The sequence below is a fragment of the Actinoallomurus sp. CA-142502 genome, assembly GCF_050936355.1.
Lineage (GTDB): Bacteria > Actinomycetota > Actinomycetes > Streptosporangiales > Streptosporangiaceae > Actinoallomurus > Actinoallomurus iriomotensis.
The window spans coordinates 541,239-554,746 of sequence record NZ_JBNJMY010000001.1 but is presented as its reverse complement, the minus strand read 5'-3'; the positions used below and the strand labels follow the sequence as shown (position 1 = coordinate 554,746).

16 protein-coding genes are annotated in these 13,508 nt (G+C 70.8%); 8 read left to right on the top strand and 8 right to left on the bottom strand.

What is annotated here, in order from left to right; all coding sequences use genetic code 11:
• Positions 1–9 precede the first annotated feature (9 nt).
• Complete coding sequence (locus ACQEV1_RS03095) at positions 10–969, top strand: alpha/beta hydrolase (protein ID WP_433390883.1); 960 nt, start codon at positions 10–12, stop codon at positions 967–969.
• On the opposite strand, the gene ACQEV1_RS03090 is transcribed toward ACQEV1_RS03095, so the two are convergent.
• Positions 934–2,052, bottom strand: a complete 1,119-nt coding sequence (locus tag ACQEV1_RS03090; RefSeq protein WP_285634927.1) for a CapA family protein — start codon at positions 2,050–2,052, stop codon at positions 934–936. The genes ACQEV1_RS03095 and ACQEV1_RS03090 overlap by 36 nt on opposite strands.
• 70 nt (positions 2,053–2,122) lie before the next feature.
• On the opposite strand from ACQEV1_RS03090, the gene ACQEV1_RS03085 reads away from it, so the two are divergent.
• The 4 genes from ACQEV1_RS03085 to ACQEV1_RS03070 all read left to right on the top strand — a co-directional run bounded on the left by ACQEV1_RS03085 (position 2,123) and on the right by ACQEV1_RS03070 (position 6,045).
• A complete protein-coding gene (locus ACQEV1_RS03085) occupies positions 2,123–3,277 on the top strand; it encodes an aminotransferase class V-fold PLP-dependent enzyme (RefSeq protein ID WP_433390880.1) in 1,155 nt (384 codons plus the stop codon).
• An 85-nt stretch (positions 3,278–3,362) separates the two neighbouring features.
• A complete protein-coding gene (locus ACQEV1_RS03080) occupies positions 3,363–3,818 on the top strand; it encodes a Fur family transcriptional regulator (RefSeq protein ID WP_285634921.1) in 456 nt (151 codons plus the stop codon).
• Complete coding sequence (locus tag ACQEV1_RS03075) at positions 3,811–5,268, top strand: catalase (protein WP_433390877.1); 1,458 nt, start codon at positions 3,811–3,813, stop codon at positions 5,266–5,268. Before ACQEV1_RS03080 ends, ACQEV1_RS03075 begins: the two co-directional genes overlap by 8 nt.
• 144 nt (positions 5,269–5,412) lie before the next feature.
• Positions 5,413–6,045, top strand: a complete 633-nt coding sequence (locus ACQEV1_RS03070; RefSeq protein WP_433390874.1) for a class I SAM-dependent methyltransferase — start codon at positions 5,413–5,415, stop codon at positions 6,043–6,045.
• A 6-nt stretch (positions 6,046–6,051) separates the two neighbouring features.
• On the opposite strand, the gene ACQEV1_RS03065 is transcribed toward ACQEV1_RS03070, so the two are convergent.
• Positions 6,052–6,267: a hypothetical protein gene (locus ACQEV1_RS03065; protein WP_433390871.1), complete on the bottom strand. Its 216-nt coding sequence runs from the start codon at positions 6,265–6,267 to the stop codon at positions 6,052–6,054.
• Positions 6,268–6,550: 283 nt separating this feature from the next.
• On the opposite strand from ACQEV1_RS03065, the gene ACQEV1_RS03060 reads away from it, so the two are divergent.
• Complete coding sequence (locus ACQEV1_RS03060; RefSeq protein WP_433390868.1) at positions 6,551–7,444, top strand: Rieske 2Fe-2S domain-containing protein; 894 nt, start codon at positions 6,551–6,553, stop codon at positions 7,442–7,444.
• A 1-nt stretch (position 7,445) separates the two neighbouring features.
• On the opposite strand, the gene ACQEV1_RS03055 is transcribed toward ACQEV1_RS03060, so the two are convergent.
• The 3 genes from ACQEV1_RS03055 to ACQEV1_RS03045 form a co-directional block, all read right to left on the bottom strand.
• Entirely contained in the window at positions 7,446–8,480 is a 1,035-nt protein-coding gene (locus ACQEV1_RS03055; protein WP_433390865.1) for an esterase-like activity of phytase family protein, read from the bottom strand.
• Positions 8,481–8,530: 50 nt separating this feature from the next.
• A complete protein-coding gene (locus ACQEV1_RS03050) occupies positions 8,531–8,782 on the bottom strand; it encodes a hypothetical protein (protein ID WP_285584575.1) in 252 nt (83 codons plus the stop codon).
• Positions 8,783–8,870: 88 nt separating this feature from the next.
• Complete coding sequence (locus tag ACQEV1_RS03045; RefSeq protein WP_433390861.1) at positions 8,871–9,248, bottom strand: hypothetical protein; 378 nt, start codon at positions 9,246–9,248, stop codon at positions 8,871–8,873.
• 88 nt (positions 9,249–9,336) lie between these two features.
• Between ACQEV1_RS03045 and ACQEV1_RS03040 the strand changes: the two genes are divergently transcribed.
• On the top strand, positions 9,337–10,137 hold the full coding sequence (locus ACQEV1_RS03040; RefSeq protein WP_433390859.1) for a helix-turn-helix domain-containing protein: 801 nt from the start codon (positions 9,337–9,339) through the stop codon (positions 10,135–10,137).
• Here the strand turns inward: ACQEV1_RS03040 and ACQEV1_RS03035 are convergent.
• Both ACQEV1_RS03035 and ACQEV1_RS03030 read right to left on the bottom strand, forming a co-directional pair.
• On the bottom strand, positions 10,124–10,867 hold the full coding sequence (locus tag ACQEV1_RS03035) for a sulfite exporter TauE/SafE family protein (RefSeq protein WP_433390857.1): 744 nt from the start codon (positions 10,865–10,867) through the stop codon (positions 10,124–10,126). The genes ACQEV1_RS03040 and ACQEV1_RS03035 overlap by 14 nt on opposite strands.
• A 28-nt stretch (positions 10,868–10,895) precedes the next feature.
• Entirely contained in the window at positions 10,896–11,687 is a 792-nt protein-coding gene (locus ACQEV1_RS03030) for an ABC transporter ATP-binding protein (protein WP_285634904.1), read from the bottom strand.
• A gap of 114 nt (positions 11,688–11,801) precedes the next feature.
• Between ACQEV1_RS03030 and ACQEV1_RS03025 the strand changes: the two genes are divergently transcribed.
• Positions 11,802–12,575 carry a hypothetical protein gene (locus tag ACQEV1_RS03025; RefSeq protein ID WP_285634901.1) on the top strand — a complete coding sequence of 258 codons (774 nt, stop codon included), beginning with the start codon at positions 11,802–11,804 and terminating at the stop codon, positions 12,573–12,575.
• 93 nt (positions 12,576–12,668) lie between these two features.
• Here the strand turns inward: ACQEV1_RS03025 and ACQEV1_RS03020 are convergent, their stop codons facing one another.
• Entirely contained in the window at positions 12,669–13,460 is a 792-nt protein-coding gene (locus tag ACQEV1_RS03020) for an RDD family protein (protein WP_433390854.1), read from the bottom strand.
• Positions 13,461–13,508: the final 48 nt, after the last annotated feature.

Genomic DNA, 13,508 nt, shown 5'->3' with positions numbered 1-13,508 from the left:
AGGTCCGCGATGAGGCACATCACTTTCAGGAACGGAAGCCGCGACATCGCGGGGATCCTTCATCTTCCCGCCGGCTTCGGGGAGGGCAGGAGATACCCGGCGATCGTTTGCGTCCATCCGGGCAGCAGCGTGAAGGAGCAGACGGCGGGCGTCTACGCCGGGCACATGGCGGAGAACGGATACGTGGCGCTTGCCTTTGACGCCTCTTTCCAGGGCGAAAGCGGCGGCGAACCGAGATACGCGGAGGACCCGGCCGCCCGTGTGGAGGACATTCGATGCGCCGTCGACTTCCTGACGACCCTGGACCATGTGGACGAGGACCGGATCGGCGTACTCGGCATCTGCGCAGGAGGCGGATACGCGGTCAACGCGGCCATGACGGAACACCGGATCAAGGCGGTCGGCACGGTCGTGGCGGTCAACATCGGCCGAGCACGCCGGACGGCCGGCGGCCCGGGCTCCGCGATCGAGATGCTGGAAGCGGTCGGGAGGCAGCGCACGATCGAGGCCCGCGGAGGAGAGCCACTGATCACGAACTGGATTCCCGACAGCCCGAAAGAAGCGGAAGAGGCCGGCATCACCGGCCTCGATTCGCTCGAGGCCGTCGACTACTACCGGACTCCGCGAGGCCGGCACGAGCGCGCGTCCAACCGGCTCCGCTTCACGAGCGTCGCGTCGGTTCTGGCGTTCGACGCCTTTCATCTCGTAGAAGAACTGCTGACACAGCCCCTGCAGATCATCGTGGGGAACAGAATCGGAGAGTTCGGCTCGTACGAGGACGGACACGAACTGTTCCAGCGGGCGACCTGCGAGAAGGACCTGTTCGTCATCGATGGCGCGAGCCACTATGACCTGTACGACCGGCCCGATCCCGTCGGCCGGGCCGTCGACAGGCTCACGGCCTTCTACGGAGACCACCTCGCCGCCGCCGCCTCAGGGCCGGGCGGTCAGCCCCGTACAGCGCCGTAGGGCGTTCCACTTGGTCAGCGCCTGCACCCGTGCGGCGCCGGTGAGCAGCCGCGGCACGCCGCCGGAGATCGTCCCGGGCCGCCACTGCGCCTTGAGGACCTTGCGCCCGCTGAGCGTCACCTCGAGGATCCCGGTGTCGGCGGTCTTGCCGCTGGCGGCGTAGAAGAAGAAGTTGCCCATGCCGTAGTCGATGTAGCGGCCGTGGAAGAACCCTCCGCCCAGCGGGATGTGGGCGTGGCCGCCGACGATCACGTCCGCGCCCGCGTGCACGAGCTGGTTCGCGAGGTGCTTCTGGCGCGGCAGCGGGCAGGGCTCGAGCTCCTGACCCCAGTGCAGGTAGACGATGACCGCGTCGGCCTGCTTGCGCGCCTTGCGCACCTCCTGGATCAGGCGCGGGGCGTTCTTGGCCGAGGCGAGCCCACCGTGGGTGTTCGTGGCCGACCAGGCGCTGATCAGGTTGTCGTCGAGCACCTGGGTCGCGCCGATCACCGCGAGCCGGGTGCCCTTGACCGTCGCGTAGTACGGCTTGTACGCCTCGGCGGCGTTCTTGCCGATGCCGACGACCGGGTAGCCGGACCGTTTGATCGCCGCGAGCGAGTCGGCGAGCCCGACCTCGCCGAAGTCCATGCCGTGGTTGTTGGCCATGGACACCACGTCGACGCCGGCCGCCTTCAGCGCGGTGAACGCGCTGGCCGGAGCACGGAAGTTGTACTGCTTGGGCGCCTTCGTCCCTCGTGTGGTGATCGCCGTCTCCAGGTTCACCATCGTGAAGTCGGCCCTCTTGAGCCACGGGATGGTCGGCCCGAGCGCGGTGCTCGGGGTGGCCAGCCGGGAGGAGAGCTGGGCGTAGAAGTGCGTGTCACCGGCGAACGCGATGGTGATCGGCTCCTTGGCCGCCTCCACCCGTGCCGAGGGCGAACCGGACGCCGACGGGGTCAGCTTCATCGGCGGCATGTTGGCGTCGCTCTTGTCGCTACAGGCCGCCGCGCCGGCCGCCAGGGTGACCACAACGGCCACGGCGACAGGCAGCGGGAATCGCCGCATCACGTTCACCACCTCGGGGTAGATCGCACAGAATGCCACGTCCGGGGCCCTTGACGCCTCTTCGCGGCCACGTAGCGTGCGGGAAGGCCGTTGTACCAGGAGGGGCGTTTTGCTGGATATTGCACGTCTTCGTGGGGAAACACCGGGTTGCGCGGAGGTTGTCCACTTCAACAACGCCGGGGCCGCGCTGCAGCCGCGGCCGGTACTGGACACGATCCGTGCCCACCTCGACGCCGAGGCGTTGATGGGCGGATACGAGGCGGCCGACGCCGCGACGGACCGGCTGACCGGCGCGTACGCCTCGCTGGCCCGGCTCGTCGGCGCCCACCCGGACGAGATCGCCATCACCGAGAACGCCACCCGCGCCTGGGACACCGCCTTCTACGGCACCCGCTTCCGGCCCGGTGACCGGGTGCTCACCTCCGCCAGCGAGTACGGCAGCAACGCGATCGCCTTCCTGCACGCCGCCCGCGACCGCGGCCTGAAGGTCGAGGTGCTGCCCGACGACGAGCACGGCCAGGTCTCCCTCGACGCGCTCGCCGCCACGCTGGACGACGACGTACGGCTCGTCGCGGTCAACCACGTGCCGACCCACGACGGGCTGGTCAACCCGGTCGCCGAGATCGGCCGCCTGACCCGCGCGTCCGGTGCGCTGTTCCTCGTCGACGCCTGCCAGTCCGTCGGGCAGCTCGCGGTGGACGTGGAGGAGATCGACTGTGACTTCCTGTCGGCCACGGGCCGCAAGTTCCTGCGCGGACCGCGCGGCGTCGGCTTCCTCTACGTACGGCGGGCCGCGCTGGAGCGGATCGCCCCGACCTTCCTGGACGACCGGAGCGCCGAGTGGACCGGGCCGGACTCCTACACGATGCGCGACGACGCCCGCCGGTTCGAGAGCTACGAACGGTCGGCGGCGCTCCAGCTCGGCCTCGGGGCGGCGGCGGACTACGCCCTGGCGCTCGGGACGGAGGAGATCGAACGGCGGGTGACGGCGCTCGCGGAGACGCTGCGCGGCGCCCTCACCGAGGTGCCCGGCGTCACGGTCCACGACCGGGGCGCGCGCCGGTCCGGCATCGTGACCTTCACCCGGCAGGGCCACGCGTCGGCGGACATCGTCGCCGCGCTCGCCCGCCAGAAGATCAACGTACGGCTGTCCGCGCAGACCTACCGGTACGACGGAGGCGCCACACCACCGCCCCGCGTCCGCGCGTCGGTCCACTACTACAACACCGAGGAGGAGATCTCCCGGCTCGTCGAGGCCCTCTGACCTGCGGTCGAGCGCCCGGCGGGCACAGAAACTGATATTGCTCATTGTCTTGAATGATTCAGGTTTAGCGCATACGCTCGGTCATGTGAAGGACACGGGACACCCACACGGGGCCGCCGCCGAGCTGCGCTCGGCCGGGCTCAGGGTGACGGCCGCCCGGCTCGCCATCCTCGACGCGGTGCGCGCCGGCGACCATCTGGACGTCGACGCGGTCACCTCTCAGGTACGCGAGCGGCTCGGCCACGTCTCGTTCCAGGCCGTCTACGAGGCGTTGCACGCGTTCACCGCGACCGGGCTCGTACGGCGGATCGAACCCGCGGGAAGCCCGACGCGCTTCGAGTGCCGGGTCGGAGACAACCACCATCACCTTGTCTGCCGACAGTGCGGCCGCGTCACGGACGTCGACTGCACGGCCGGGGAGGCGCCGTGCCTCGAACCCGCCGATGACGCCGGATTCCTGGTGGACGAGGCGGACGTCACCTTCTGGGGTTTCTGTCCTGACTGCCGTCGGGACTCTGAGGAAGGAAGTACGCATGACTGACCAGAGGCCGATCACGACCACTGACGCCGGCATCCCCGCGCCCAGTGACCACGACTCCCTGTCCGTGGGGCCGAACGGGCCGCTGCTGCTCCAGGATCACTACCTGATCCAGAAGATGGCGCAGTTCAACCGCGAGCGGGTGCCCGAGCGCGTCGTTCACGCCAAGGGCGGCGGCGCCTTCGGCTTCATGGAGATCACCGAGGACGTCAGCCAGTTCACCAAGGCCAAGCTCTTCCAGAAGGGCGCCCGCACCGACCTGCTGCTGCGGTTCTCCACGGTCGCGGGCGAGCTCGGCTTCCCTGACACGGTCCGCGACCCGCGGGGCTTCGCGCTGAAGTTCTACACCGAGGACGGCAACTACGACCTCGTCGGCAACAACACGCCGGTCTTCTTCATCCGCGACCCCTCGAAGTTCTCCGACTTCATCCACTCGCAGAAGCGCCGGTCCGACAACCACCTGCACGACCACAACATGCAGTGGGACTTCTGGACGCTGCGTCCCGAGTCCGCGCACCAGGTGACCCTCCTGATGTCGGACCGCGGCACGCCGTACTCCTGGCGCCACATGAACGGCTACGGCAGCCACACCTTCATGTGGATCAACGCCGCCGGCGAGAAGTTCTGGGTGAAGTACCACTTCAAGACCGACCAGGGCATCAAGAACTTCACCGACGCCGAGGCAGCCGAACGGACGGCGCTCGACCGCGACCTGCACCTCCGCGACCTGAGCCAGGCCATCAGCGCGGGCGACCACCCGTCGTGGACGGTGCAGGTGCAGGTCATGCCGTTCGAGGACGCCGCCGGCTACCGGTTCAACCCGTTCGACCTGACCAAGGTCTGGCCGCACGGCGACTACCCGCCGATCACCATCGGCCGGTTCGTGCTGAACCGGAACCCGGACGACTACTTCACCCAGATCGAGCAGGCCGCGTTCGAGCCGGCCAACATGGTGCCCGGCATCGCGCCGAGCCCGGACAAGATGCTCCAGGGCCGGCTGTTCTCCTACCCGGACGCCCACCGCTACCGGATCGGCCCGAACTACCTGCAGCTCCCGGTCAACCGGCCGAAGGTGCCCGTCCACTCCTACAACAAGGACGGCGCCATGCGGTACGAGAACTACGGCGACCCGGTGTACGCGCCGAACACCGTGGGCGGCCCGCAGGCCGACCCGTCGCTGTACGAGGGCGAGAGCTACAGCGTCACCGGCGAGATCGTCCGCGCCGCGTACACCCTGCACGCCGAGGACGACGACTACGGCCAGCCGCGCGCGCTGTACGACGACGTCATGTCCGACAACGACCGCGCCAACCTCGCGGGCAACATCGTCGGCCACGCCTCCCGCCCGGAGGTCACCGCCGAGATGAAGACGCGCGTCGTGGAGTACTGGCGCAACGTCTCCAAGTCCCTGGGCGACGACGTCGCCAAGGGCCTGGGCGTCAACGGGAGCTGAGTCTCCCCCTCCCCCCGAGGGAAGGGGCGGCCCGCACGTGCGGGTCGCCCTTTTCCGGCTCTTTACCTGTTCTGTTCGGTCATGATCACGCCGTGTGACGCGCACTGACCCGCACTTCCCCCGGGTATCTGATAGGCAGGCGACATGACACTCGTGGAGAATCCGATCTTCGCTCGCCTGTACGGCCCGATCGCCGCACGGCAGGAAGAACGCGGTAACCGTGCGTTGCGCAACGAGCTGCTCGCGGGCCTGTCCGGCCGGGTGATCGAGGTCGGACCCGGCACGGGGCTGAACTTCGCGCGCTACCCGACGGAGGTCTCCGAGGTCGTGGCCGTCGAACCCGAGCCGCACCTGCGGGCGCAGGCCACCGAGGCGGCCCGGACCGCGCCCGTACGGGTGCGGGTGGTGGACGGCACGGCCGCGCGGCTGCCCGCCGAAGACGGCTCGGCGGACGCCGTGGCGATCTCCGGCCTGCTGTGCTCGGTGCCCGATCCCCGGGCCGCGCTGGAGGAGTTCCGCCGGGTGCTGCGGCCGGGCGGGCAGCTCCGCTTCTATGAGCACGTGCGCAGCCACGACACGGCGTTCGCCACCGCACAGCGGCTAGCCGACGTGGTCTGGCCTCGGCTGATGGGCGGGTGTCACGTCACGCGCGACCCGCTGCCGGACATCCGGCGGGTGTTCGAGGTCGAACGCTGCCGCGGCTTCCGGTTCCCCGCGACCGCCTGGTGCTCCCCCGTGGCGCCGCGGATCATCGGGAGCGCGCGCAAACCCCGCTGAGCGTCGTCAGGACACCTGGGAGGCCACGCGCCGCTCGGCCTCGATCTCGGCGCGGATGGCGGAGTAGAGCGCGTCGGAGGTGTCCGCCTGGACGATCAGCCGGCAGCCGGCGCGCAGCTGTTCGATGGTGAGGGCACATGCCTCCGTACGGAAGGCCCACCACCGGCCGGTGTCGCTGATCCACAACCGCCAGCCGGGAAACTCGGCCTCGAGCCTCCGCATCGTTACCACCCTGGATGCCGGAAGATTTCCGCCACGGACGCTTCAAAGATAAACGAGCGGCGTTAATCACGCGAGACCCACGAGGTGCCGTAATACGGACGCTTTAACGGGTTTGACTTCGTTCATCTCGTGGAACCCCTGACAACGGTGTAAATCATTCGCACCGGTGGGCGGCCCGCAGGAGCGAAACCGGCTGTACGTGACCCCGCATGGTGCCCAGGTGGCGCGGCAGGCTAGTGTCCGAACCAGAGCCATCCGAGGAGGTGCGGTGAACCGTCAGCGGGTGAGTAGGATCTCCAGGTCCCTGACCGTCCCCCGCCCACTCAAGGTCGCCGAGGATCTCGAGCACGCTCATGTCCTCGACCGGCCGGCCCGTGGGCTCACCGGATTCATCCTGCGGCTCCTGCCACCGGGGACTCTCAGAGACCTTCTGCACGGGGTGCCGCTCGGCCACCCGGCCCATCCACCGCTGACCGACGTCCCGGTCGGGTGCTGGATGGCGGCGTCGGCGCTCGACCTGTTCCCCGACACCGAGCGCGCCACCGAGGTGCTGCTGGCCGCCGGGCTGGCGAGCGCGGTGCCGGTGGCGCTCACCGGCGCGGCCGACTGGTCCTCGCTCCACATCGAACAGCAGCGCGTCGGCATCGTGCACTCGATCGGCACGACCGCCGCCACCGGCCTGTTCGCCGCGTCGCTGTTCGCCCGCCTGCGCGGCCGCACGCGCCAGGGCAAGATCCTGAGCCTCGCCGGGCTCGCCGCGCTGCTCAGCGGCACCTACCTCGGCGGCCACCTGGCCTTCCGGCTCGCCGCGGGCGCCAGCCACGCCGAGTCGATCACCCACCTGGGGCCGCTGGGCTGGCACGACCTGTGCCCGCTGGACGAGCTGCCCGAGGGCTGGCCGGTCCACCGCACGCTGGGCTACATCAGCCTGTTCGTGCTGCGCTACGGCGAGGACGTCCACGTGCTCGCCGACCGCTGCACCCACCTCGACGGGCCGCTGCACCAGGGCCGCATGATCCGGGTGGACGACGAGATCTGCGTCGTCTGCCCGTGGCACGGGAGCACGTTCCAGGTCAGCGACGGCACCGTGGTGCACGGCCCGGCCACCGGCCGCCAGCCCGCCTTCGAGACCCGGATCCTGGAGAGCGGCATGATCCAGGTGCGTCCCGCCCGCTGAGTCAGCCGCGCGGCAGCCGTACGGTCAGGGAGTACAGCCGGGTGATCTGCTGGGAGCCCTGGTTGTCGTCGCTGACCAGCAACAGACGCAGGCCTCCGCCCGGGGCACGGCCGGTGATCGTGATGCCCTCGATGTTGTCCAGCAGCGGGTTCGGCTGGGGCTGCTTGGCGGTCGCGCCGAGCGAGGGGCAGTCGCCGAGGTCGGCGAGCAGCGACTTGCCGATGAGACGGACTCCCGGCCCGGCGGTGAGGTGCTCGGTGCGGCCGACGTCGGTGGCGTGCCGCGGGTCGGCGAGGTAGAGCCGGATCGTGTTGCCGACACCGGCCGTGAAACCGCGCTCCAGCACCAGCAGCCGCCCGTCCGGCGTCGCCGTGATGTCGGAGACGCCCAGACCGGAGTCGACGCGGTAGCCGTACTGCGCGGAGAGCCGGAAGTCACGGCCGTACGCCTGGCGCCGCCACGTCTGGAAGCGCACGAGGTCGGCGTCGTCGCCGGAGAGCGCCCCCTCCATCGAGGCGACCAGCGTGCGCCCGCCGGGCTCCAGCGTGAGCCCCTCGAACGTGAGGTTGGTCGTGGCGCGCCCGGCCGGTGCGACCCGCAGGGCGTCCGGCACCGGGAGCCGGCCCAGGATCTTCCCGGCCCGGCTGTAGCGGCGGATGGACGGCTCGACCTCGGAGGTGACCAGGCGGGTGCCGTCGCGGTCGACGACCAGGCCCTCGGAGTCCAGGGCGGCGCCGTTCTCGTCGGCGAGGGCCACGACGCCGACCGGCCGCAGGGTGCGGGCGTCCAGGCTGAACAGCGACGACCGGTCCGACAGCGCCGCGATGCGCCCGTCGCGGTCGACGGCGAGGGCCGAGAGGTTCCCGACGTAGACGCCGTCGAAGGTGGTCTTGTCGAGGGCGTCGGAGAACGCGTCGACGTCCACCGACGCGGAGCAGGCGTGGGTCGTGCCGCCGGACGCGGCGCCGGCCGCCGTGGGCGTCAGCAGGGTGACCGCCAGCAGACCGGCGGCGGCGATCGGCGGGGCAACGCGCATGGCCGACTCCAAGATCGTCGTGGGCGGACCACGCGCCATGCTATCGGCGCTCAGGCCTCGCCGGGCCGGGGGGCGGAAGGCTCCCTGCGGTCGTTGAAGGGATGTTCGACCAGCGCCAGGACGCGGCTGGCCATGAAGCGCGCGGTGCGCACGGGGGTGCCGGTGCGGGTCACCTCGGTCACCTCCACGACGCCCCGCCGGGTGACGACCTCGACACGCCTGCCCGCGCGCGTGGCGACCACCTCGTAGGTGCGCGTCGCGCCGCCGGCGTCGATCATGACCTCGACCCTGTCGCCCTTCATGACCGCACCCTTCTCGAACGTCTATTCGATTATTACCCTCCAGGCGAGTCGTTCAACCGGTCCGGAAGCGGCCTTACCGGGCGAGGACTCAGGGCCCGCCGGGCACGAAGAGGGCCTCGAACGGGGGCTCCCCCACGGCGGTCGTGACGTGTCCACGCCCCGTCGTGTCGGACACGTGCACCAGATCGCCCGGCCCGAACCGCCGCCGGGAGCCGTCGCTGACCTCCACCTCGATCACGCCCCGCACCATCACCACCCACTGCTCCCGCGGGGCGGGGTGCGGCTCGCTGTCAAAGTCCGCGCTGCGCAGATACGTCACACCGCTCGACGCCGCCATCCCCGCGGTGGCCATCGGCGGCACGCCCGCGGCGATCCGCCGCTCGGTGAGCACCAGCGCGGCGTCCTCGAACGCGGATCCGCCGTCAGCGGTGATCACGACTCTCGTGTAGGGCTTGTCCTCGCTCATGCCGGCTCATGCTCGGGACCGCACCGGCCGCCCGGCAATACCCGGCGGGGAATCGACGGGCGGCGCCGCCGCCGGATACGACTGGGGCATGCTGACGGTGATGGAGACCCACGGGTTCGCACGCGAGCTGCGGCGATGGCGTACGGCGCGGCGCTGGAGCCAGCTGGAGCTCGCCCTGCGCGCCGGCACGACGCAGCGGCACCTCAGCTACATGGAGCAGGGGCGCTCGCGGCCCGGCCGCGGCATCGTGCTGCGCCTCGCCGAGTCGCTGGAACTGTCGCTGCGCGAGCGGAACGCCCTGCTGCTCACCGCCGGGTACGCCCCGGTGTTCGCCGAGTCCAGCCTCGACGCTCCGGAGCTGCGTCCCGTACGCGAGGCGATCGACCGTGTCCTGGAGGGACACCTGCCGTACCCGGCCCTCGTCGTACGGCCGTACGGGGAGCTGGTGGCCGCGAACGCCGCCGTCACCGTGCTCACCGAGGGCGCCGCCGGGCACCTGCTGGAGCCGCCCGTCAACATGCTCCGGCTCGCGCTGCACCCCGACGGGCTGGCGCGGCGCGTGGCGAACCTGCCCGAGTGGGGCCGGCACATCGTCGAGGCCCTGCGCGCGCTGGCACTCAGGAGTCCGGACGACCGCCTCGACGCGTTCATCGCCGAGCTGGAGGGGTACGTGCCGCCGCTGCCGTCCGGGCCCGACGCGCCCGGTTACGTCGGCTTCGCGGTGCCGCTGCGCCTGCGCTGCGACGAGGGCGAGCTGCGGCTGGTCACGACGGTGACCTCGTTCGCGACCGCGGTCGACGTCACGCTGGCCGAGCTGCGGCTGGAGGCGTTCCTGCCGGCCGACGAGGAGACCGCGCGGATGCTCCGCCGCAGGGTCATAGCATCTTGACGATGGCGGCCACGCCGACGAGGACGATGACGATCCGCAGCGCGATCGGCGGCAGCCGGCGGCCGATCGAGGCGCCGAGCAGCCCCCCGGCCGTCGAGCCGACGGCGATGAACAGCGCCGCCCACCAGTCCACGTGCGCGACGGCGATGAACAGCAGGGCCGCCGCGCCGTTGACCACACCGGCCAGGACGTTCTTGACCGCGTTCACGCGCTGCAGGTCCTCGTCGAGGAAGATGCCGAGCAGCGCGAGCAGCACGACGCCCTGAGCGGCCCCGAAGTACCCGCCGTAGACCCCGCTCAGCAGGACGGTGATCCACAGCCACGGGCCGCCGTGCGGGTGCCGGCGCCGGCCGCCCAGCCAGGCGCTCAGCCGCGGCTGGATGACGACGAGGACGCACGCCACGCCGATCAGCGCCGGAACGATCACCTCGAACGCCGAGGCCGGCAGGACGAGCAGCAGCACGCCGCCGGTGAGCGCGCCGATCACGGACGCCAGCCCGAGACGGGCCAGCCGGGCGCGCTGCCCGTTCAGCTCGCGCCGGTAGCCGTACGCCCCGGAGGCGGAGCCCGGTACGAGGCCGACGGTGTTGGAGACGTTCGCCACGACCGGCGGGTAGCCGAGCGCGACCAGCACCGGGAAGGTGATCAGAGAACCGGAGCCGACGATGACGTTGATGCAGCCGGCGCCGGCCCCTGCGCCGAAGATGGCGAGAGCGTGCAGGGGGGTCATCGGGCGGCCTCAGGAGGAGGGCGGCGGGTCACGACCTGACGGCTCGCGCGTGCCAGCGCCCGTCCTGACGTTCGATCCGCAGGGGCAGCCCGAAGCACTTCGACAGGTGCTCGTCGGTGAACACCTCGTCGACCTTCCCGGTGGCGATGACCGAGCCGCGGCGCAGCAGCATCGCGTGCGTGAACCCTTCGGGCACCTCTTCGACGTGGTGGGTGACGAGCGCCATCGTCGGCGCGAGACGGTCGACGGCCAGGGCCGTCAGCCGCGCGACGAGGTCCTCACGGCCGCCGAGGTCGAGCCCTGCCGCGGGCTCGTCGAGCAGCAGGAGCTCGGGGTCGGGCATGAGGGCGCGCGCGATCGACACGCGCTTGCGCTCGCCCTCCGAGAGTGTGGAGAAACGACGCCGGATGAGGTGGGCACAGCCGAGCGCGTCGAGCAGCTCGACGGCCCGCGTCACATCCGTGGAGTCATATTCTTCTTTCCAGCGGCCGATGATCGCGTACGACGCCGTGAGGACCAGGTCGATGACCTTCTCCTCCGGCGGCACCCGATCCGCCACCGCCGAACTCGACAGCCCGATGCGCGGCCGCAGCTCGAACACATCGGTCTTACCAAGCTGTTCACCCAGGATCTGCGCACTGCCCTCGCTCGGGAACAACATCGCGCCCGCCACCTGCAACAACGTCGTCTTGCCCGCGCCGTTCGGACCGATGATCACCCATCGCTCGTCCTCCTGCACGGTCCAGTCGATGTTGCGCAGCAGCGTCGCCCCCTCGCGCCGGATCTCGACGCCCTCGAGCCTGAGTACCTCGCCGGCCATCGCATCCCTTCGCCATCAACGAAAGCGCACGAAGCCGCAGGCGGCAGGGGCCGCCGGCCTCGCGCGGGTCTCCGGCACGAACCTACGGCATTCGGACGCCTTATGGTTGTCGGCATGCGTGTGACTCACCCCTCGGCCGTCCTCGTCGCCTGGGGCAACGCATGGCTGACCGGCCACGTGGGGCTCGATGAGGCCGCCGACGCCATGGAACGCCTGGGCGGCCCGCACGTCGTCGCGGGCATCCCGGACCAGCCCGGCGAGACGCCGCTGCGCGGCGCCCTCGCGGCCCTCCGGGTGGCCGGGCTGTCCGCGTTCCGGCTCGCGCTGCCGGCGCCGGGTGACCCGCTCGGCCTCACCGGGCCGCCGGAGTTCAACGCCGCCGCGATCGAGGCCGAGGAGGCCGTGCTCCTGGCGGCCGGCGACCGGACGTTCGGCCTGGTGCCGGCCGAGGACCGCCGTGGTTCCTCCTACGTCGGCACCCGCTGGACGGTGCACGAGACACGCTCGGCGGTCGCGGACACGCCGGGGCTCCCCGAAGCCGATCACAAGCTCACCCTCGCCGTACGCGAGGCGACCGAGTCGCTCATGGCGGTCGACGGCACTCTCGAGTGGCGGCCGGAGATCGCCGACGCCCTCGGCGCGCTGCGCGAGTCACACCATCACGAACAGGTCGGCGGCCTCGCCCCCGGCTACCCGGCGCGCGCCCACCGGGTGGCGGCGCTGGCCGGGCGCCTCGCGGTCGTCGTGGACCTGGCGCGCGACACGGAGGGCGCCGCGCTGTCGGCCGCCCAGATCCAGCGGCGCACCGAGGCCCTGCGCGACCTGGACAAGGCCGTACGACGGGCGCAGGTGGCCGCCTGCAACAGCGTCCTCGACCCGGTGCGCTGACGGTCGAAGAACACGCTGACCAAAGAACAAGCTGACGTTAAAGAACAAGGGGCGCACTCCCGAAGGAGTACGCCCCGCGTCTGAGCTCGGCGCTCAGGCCGTGACGACGATGGCCTTCGTGATCTTGTCGCCCCAGCTCTGGCTCTTGTCGTCCCACAGCGGCCAGAGGAACCCGAGGGCGCACACCCAGCCGTCGATCGTGGAGTGGCAGAGCTGCCGGCCGAAGGCGGCGCCGGCGCTGAGGGGCTGGCCGGTCGCCTCGCTGACGACCTTGATGCCGAGGACGCGCTTGCCGACCGTCTGACCGGTGTTGGCTTCCTGGAAGCTGAGCGCGAACGCGATGATGAAGAGGAGGACCAGCTCGATCAGGTAGGTCACCGCGATGTTCTTGGCGACCGCGCTGATGATGCCCATGATGATCCCGGACGGGATACCGACGATCAGGCCGTCGATGAAACGCGCGCCGAACCGCGCGCCCCAGCCGGCGTACTGGACCTGGCCGTACCCGGAACCGTAGCCCTGCTGACCGTAACCCTGCTGCCCGTACGCCTGCTGCTGGCCGTAGCCCTGCTGACCGTAGCCCTGCTGCTGACCATAGCCCTGCTGCTGGCCGTAACCCTGCTGCTGGCCGTAACCCTGCTGCTGGCCATAGCCCTGCTGCTGGTCGTAACCGGGCTGCTGCCCGTAGCCCGGCTGCTGGCCGTAACCCGGCTGCTGGCCATAGCCCTGCTGCTGGTCATAGCCGGGCTGCTGCTGCCCGTAGCCCGGCTGCTGGCCGTACCCGGGCTGCTGCTGCCCGTAGCCCGGCTGCTGGCCGTAACCGGGCTGCTGACCATAACCCGGCTGCTGCTGACCCTGGCCGTACGGGTCGTAGGGGGTGCTCACGCTCTTTCTCCTTTGTTGAATTACGCCCGTCCGCCAAACCGGACCCGG

Excerpts from the sequence above, each read along its gene's own strand:
- ACQEV1_RS03095 (WP_433390883.1), top strand. The coding sequence starts at position 10 with ATGAGGCACATCACTTTCAGGAACGGAAGCCGCGACATCGCGGGGATC.
- ACQEV1_RS03075 (WP_433390877.1), top strand. The coding sequence starts at position 3,811 with ATGACTGACCAGAGGCCGATCACGACCACTGACGCCGGCATCCCCGCG.
- ACQEV1_RS03070 (WP_433390874.1), top strand. The coding sequence starts at position 5,413 with ATGACACTCGTGGAGAATCCGATCTTCGCTCGCCTGTACGGCCCGATC.
- ACQEV1_RS03065 (WP_433390871.1), bottom strand. The coding sequence starts at position 6,267 with ATGCGGAGGCTCGAGGCCGAGTTTCCCGGCTGGCGGTTGTGGATCAGC.
- ACQEV1_RS03055 (WP_433390865.1), bottom strand. The coding sequence starts at position 8,480 with ATGCGCGTTGCCCCGCCGATCGCCGCCGCCGGTCTGCTGGCGGTCACC.
- ACQEV1_RS03050 (WP_285584575.1), bottom strand. The coding sequence starts at position 8,782 with ATGAAGGGCGACAGGGTCGAGGTCATGATCGACGCCGGCGGCGCGACG.
- ACQEV1_RS03045 (WP_433390861.1), bottom strand. The coding sequence starts at position 9,248 with ATGAGCGAGGACAAGCCCTACACGAGAGTCGTGATCACCGCTGACGGC.
- ACQEV1_RS03040 (WP_433390859.1), top strand. The coding sequence starts at position 9,337 with ATGCTGACGGTGATGGAGACCCACGGGTTCGCACGCGAGCTGCGGCGA.
- ACQEV1_RS03035 (WP_433390857.1), bottom strand. The coding sequence starts at position 10,867 with ATGACCCCCCTGCACGCTCTCGCCATCTTCGGCGCAGGGGCCGGCGCC.
- ACQEV1_RS03030 (WP_285634904.1), bottom strand. The coding sequence starts at position 11,687 with ATGGCCGGCGAGGTACTCAGGCTCGAGGGCGTCGAGATCCGGCGCGAG.
- ACQEV1_RS03025 (WP_285634901.1), top strand. The coding sequence starts at position 11,802 with ATGCGTGTGACTCACCCCTCGGCCGTCCTCGTCGCCTGGGGCAACGCA.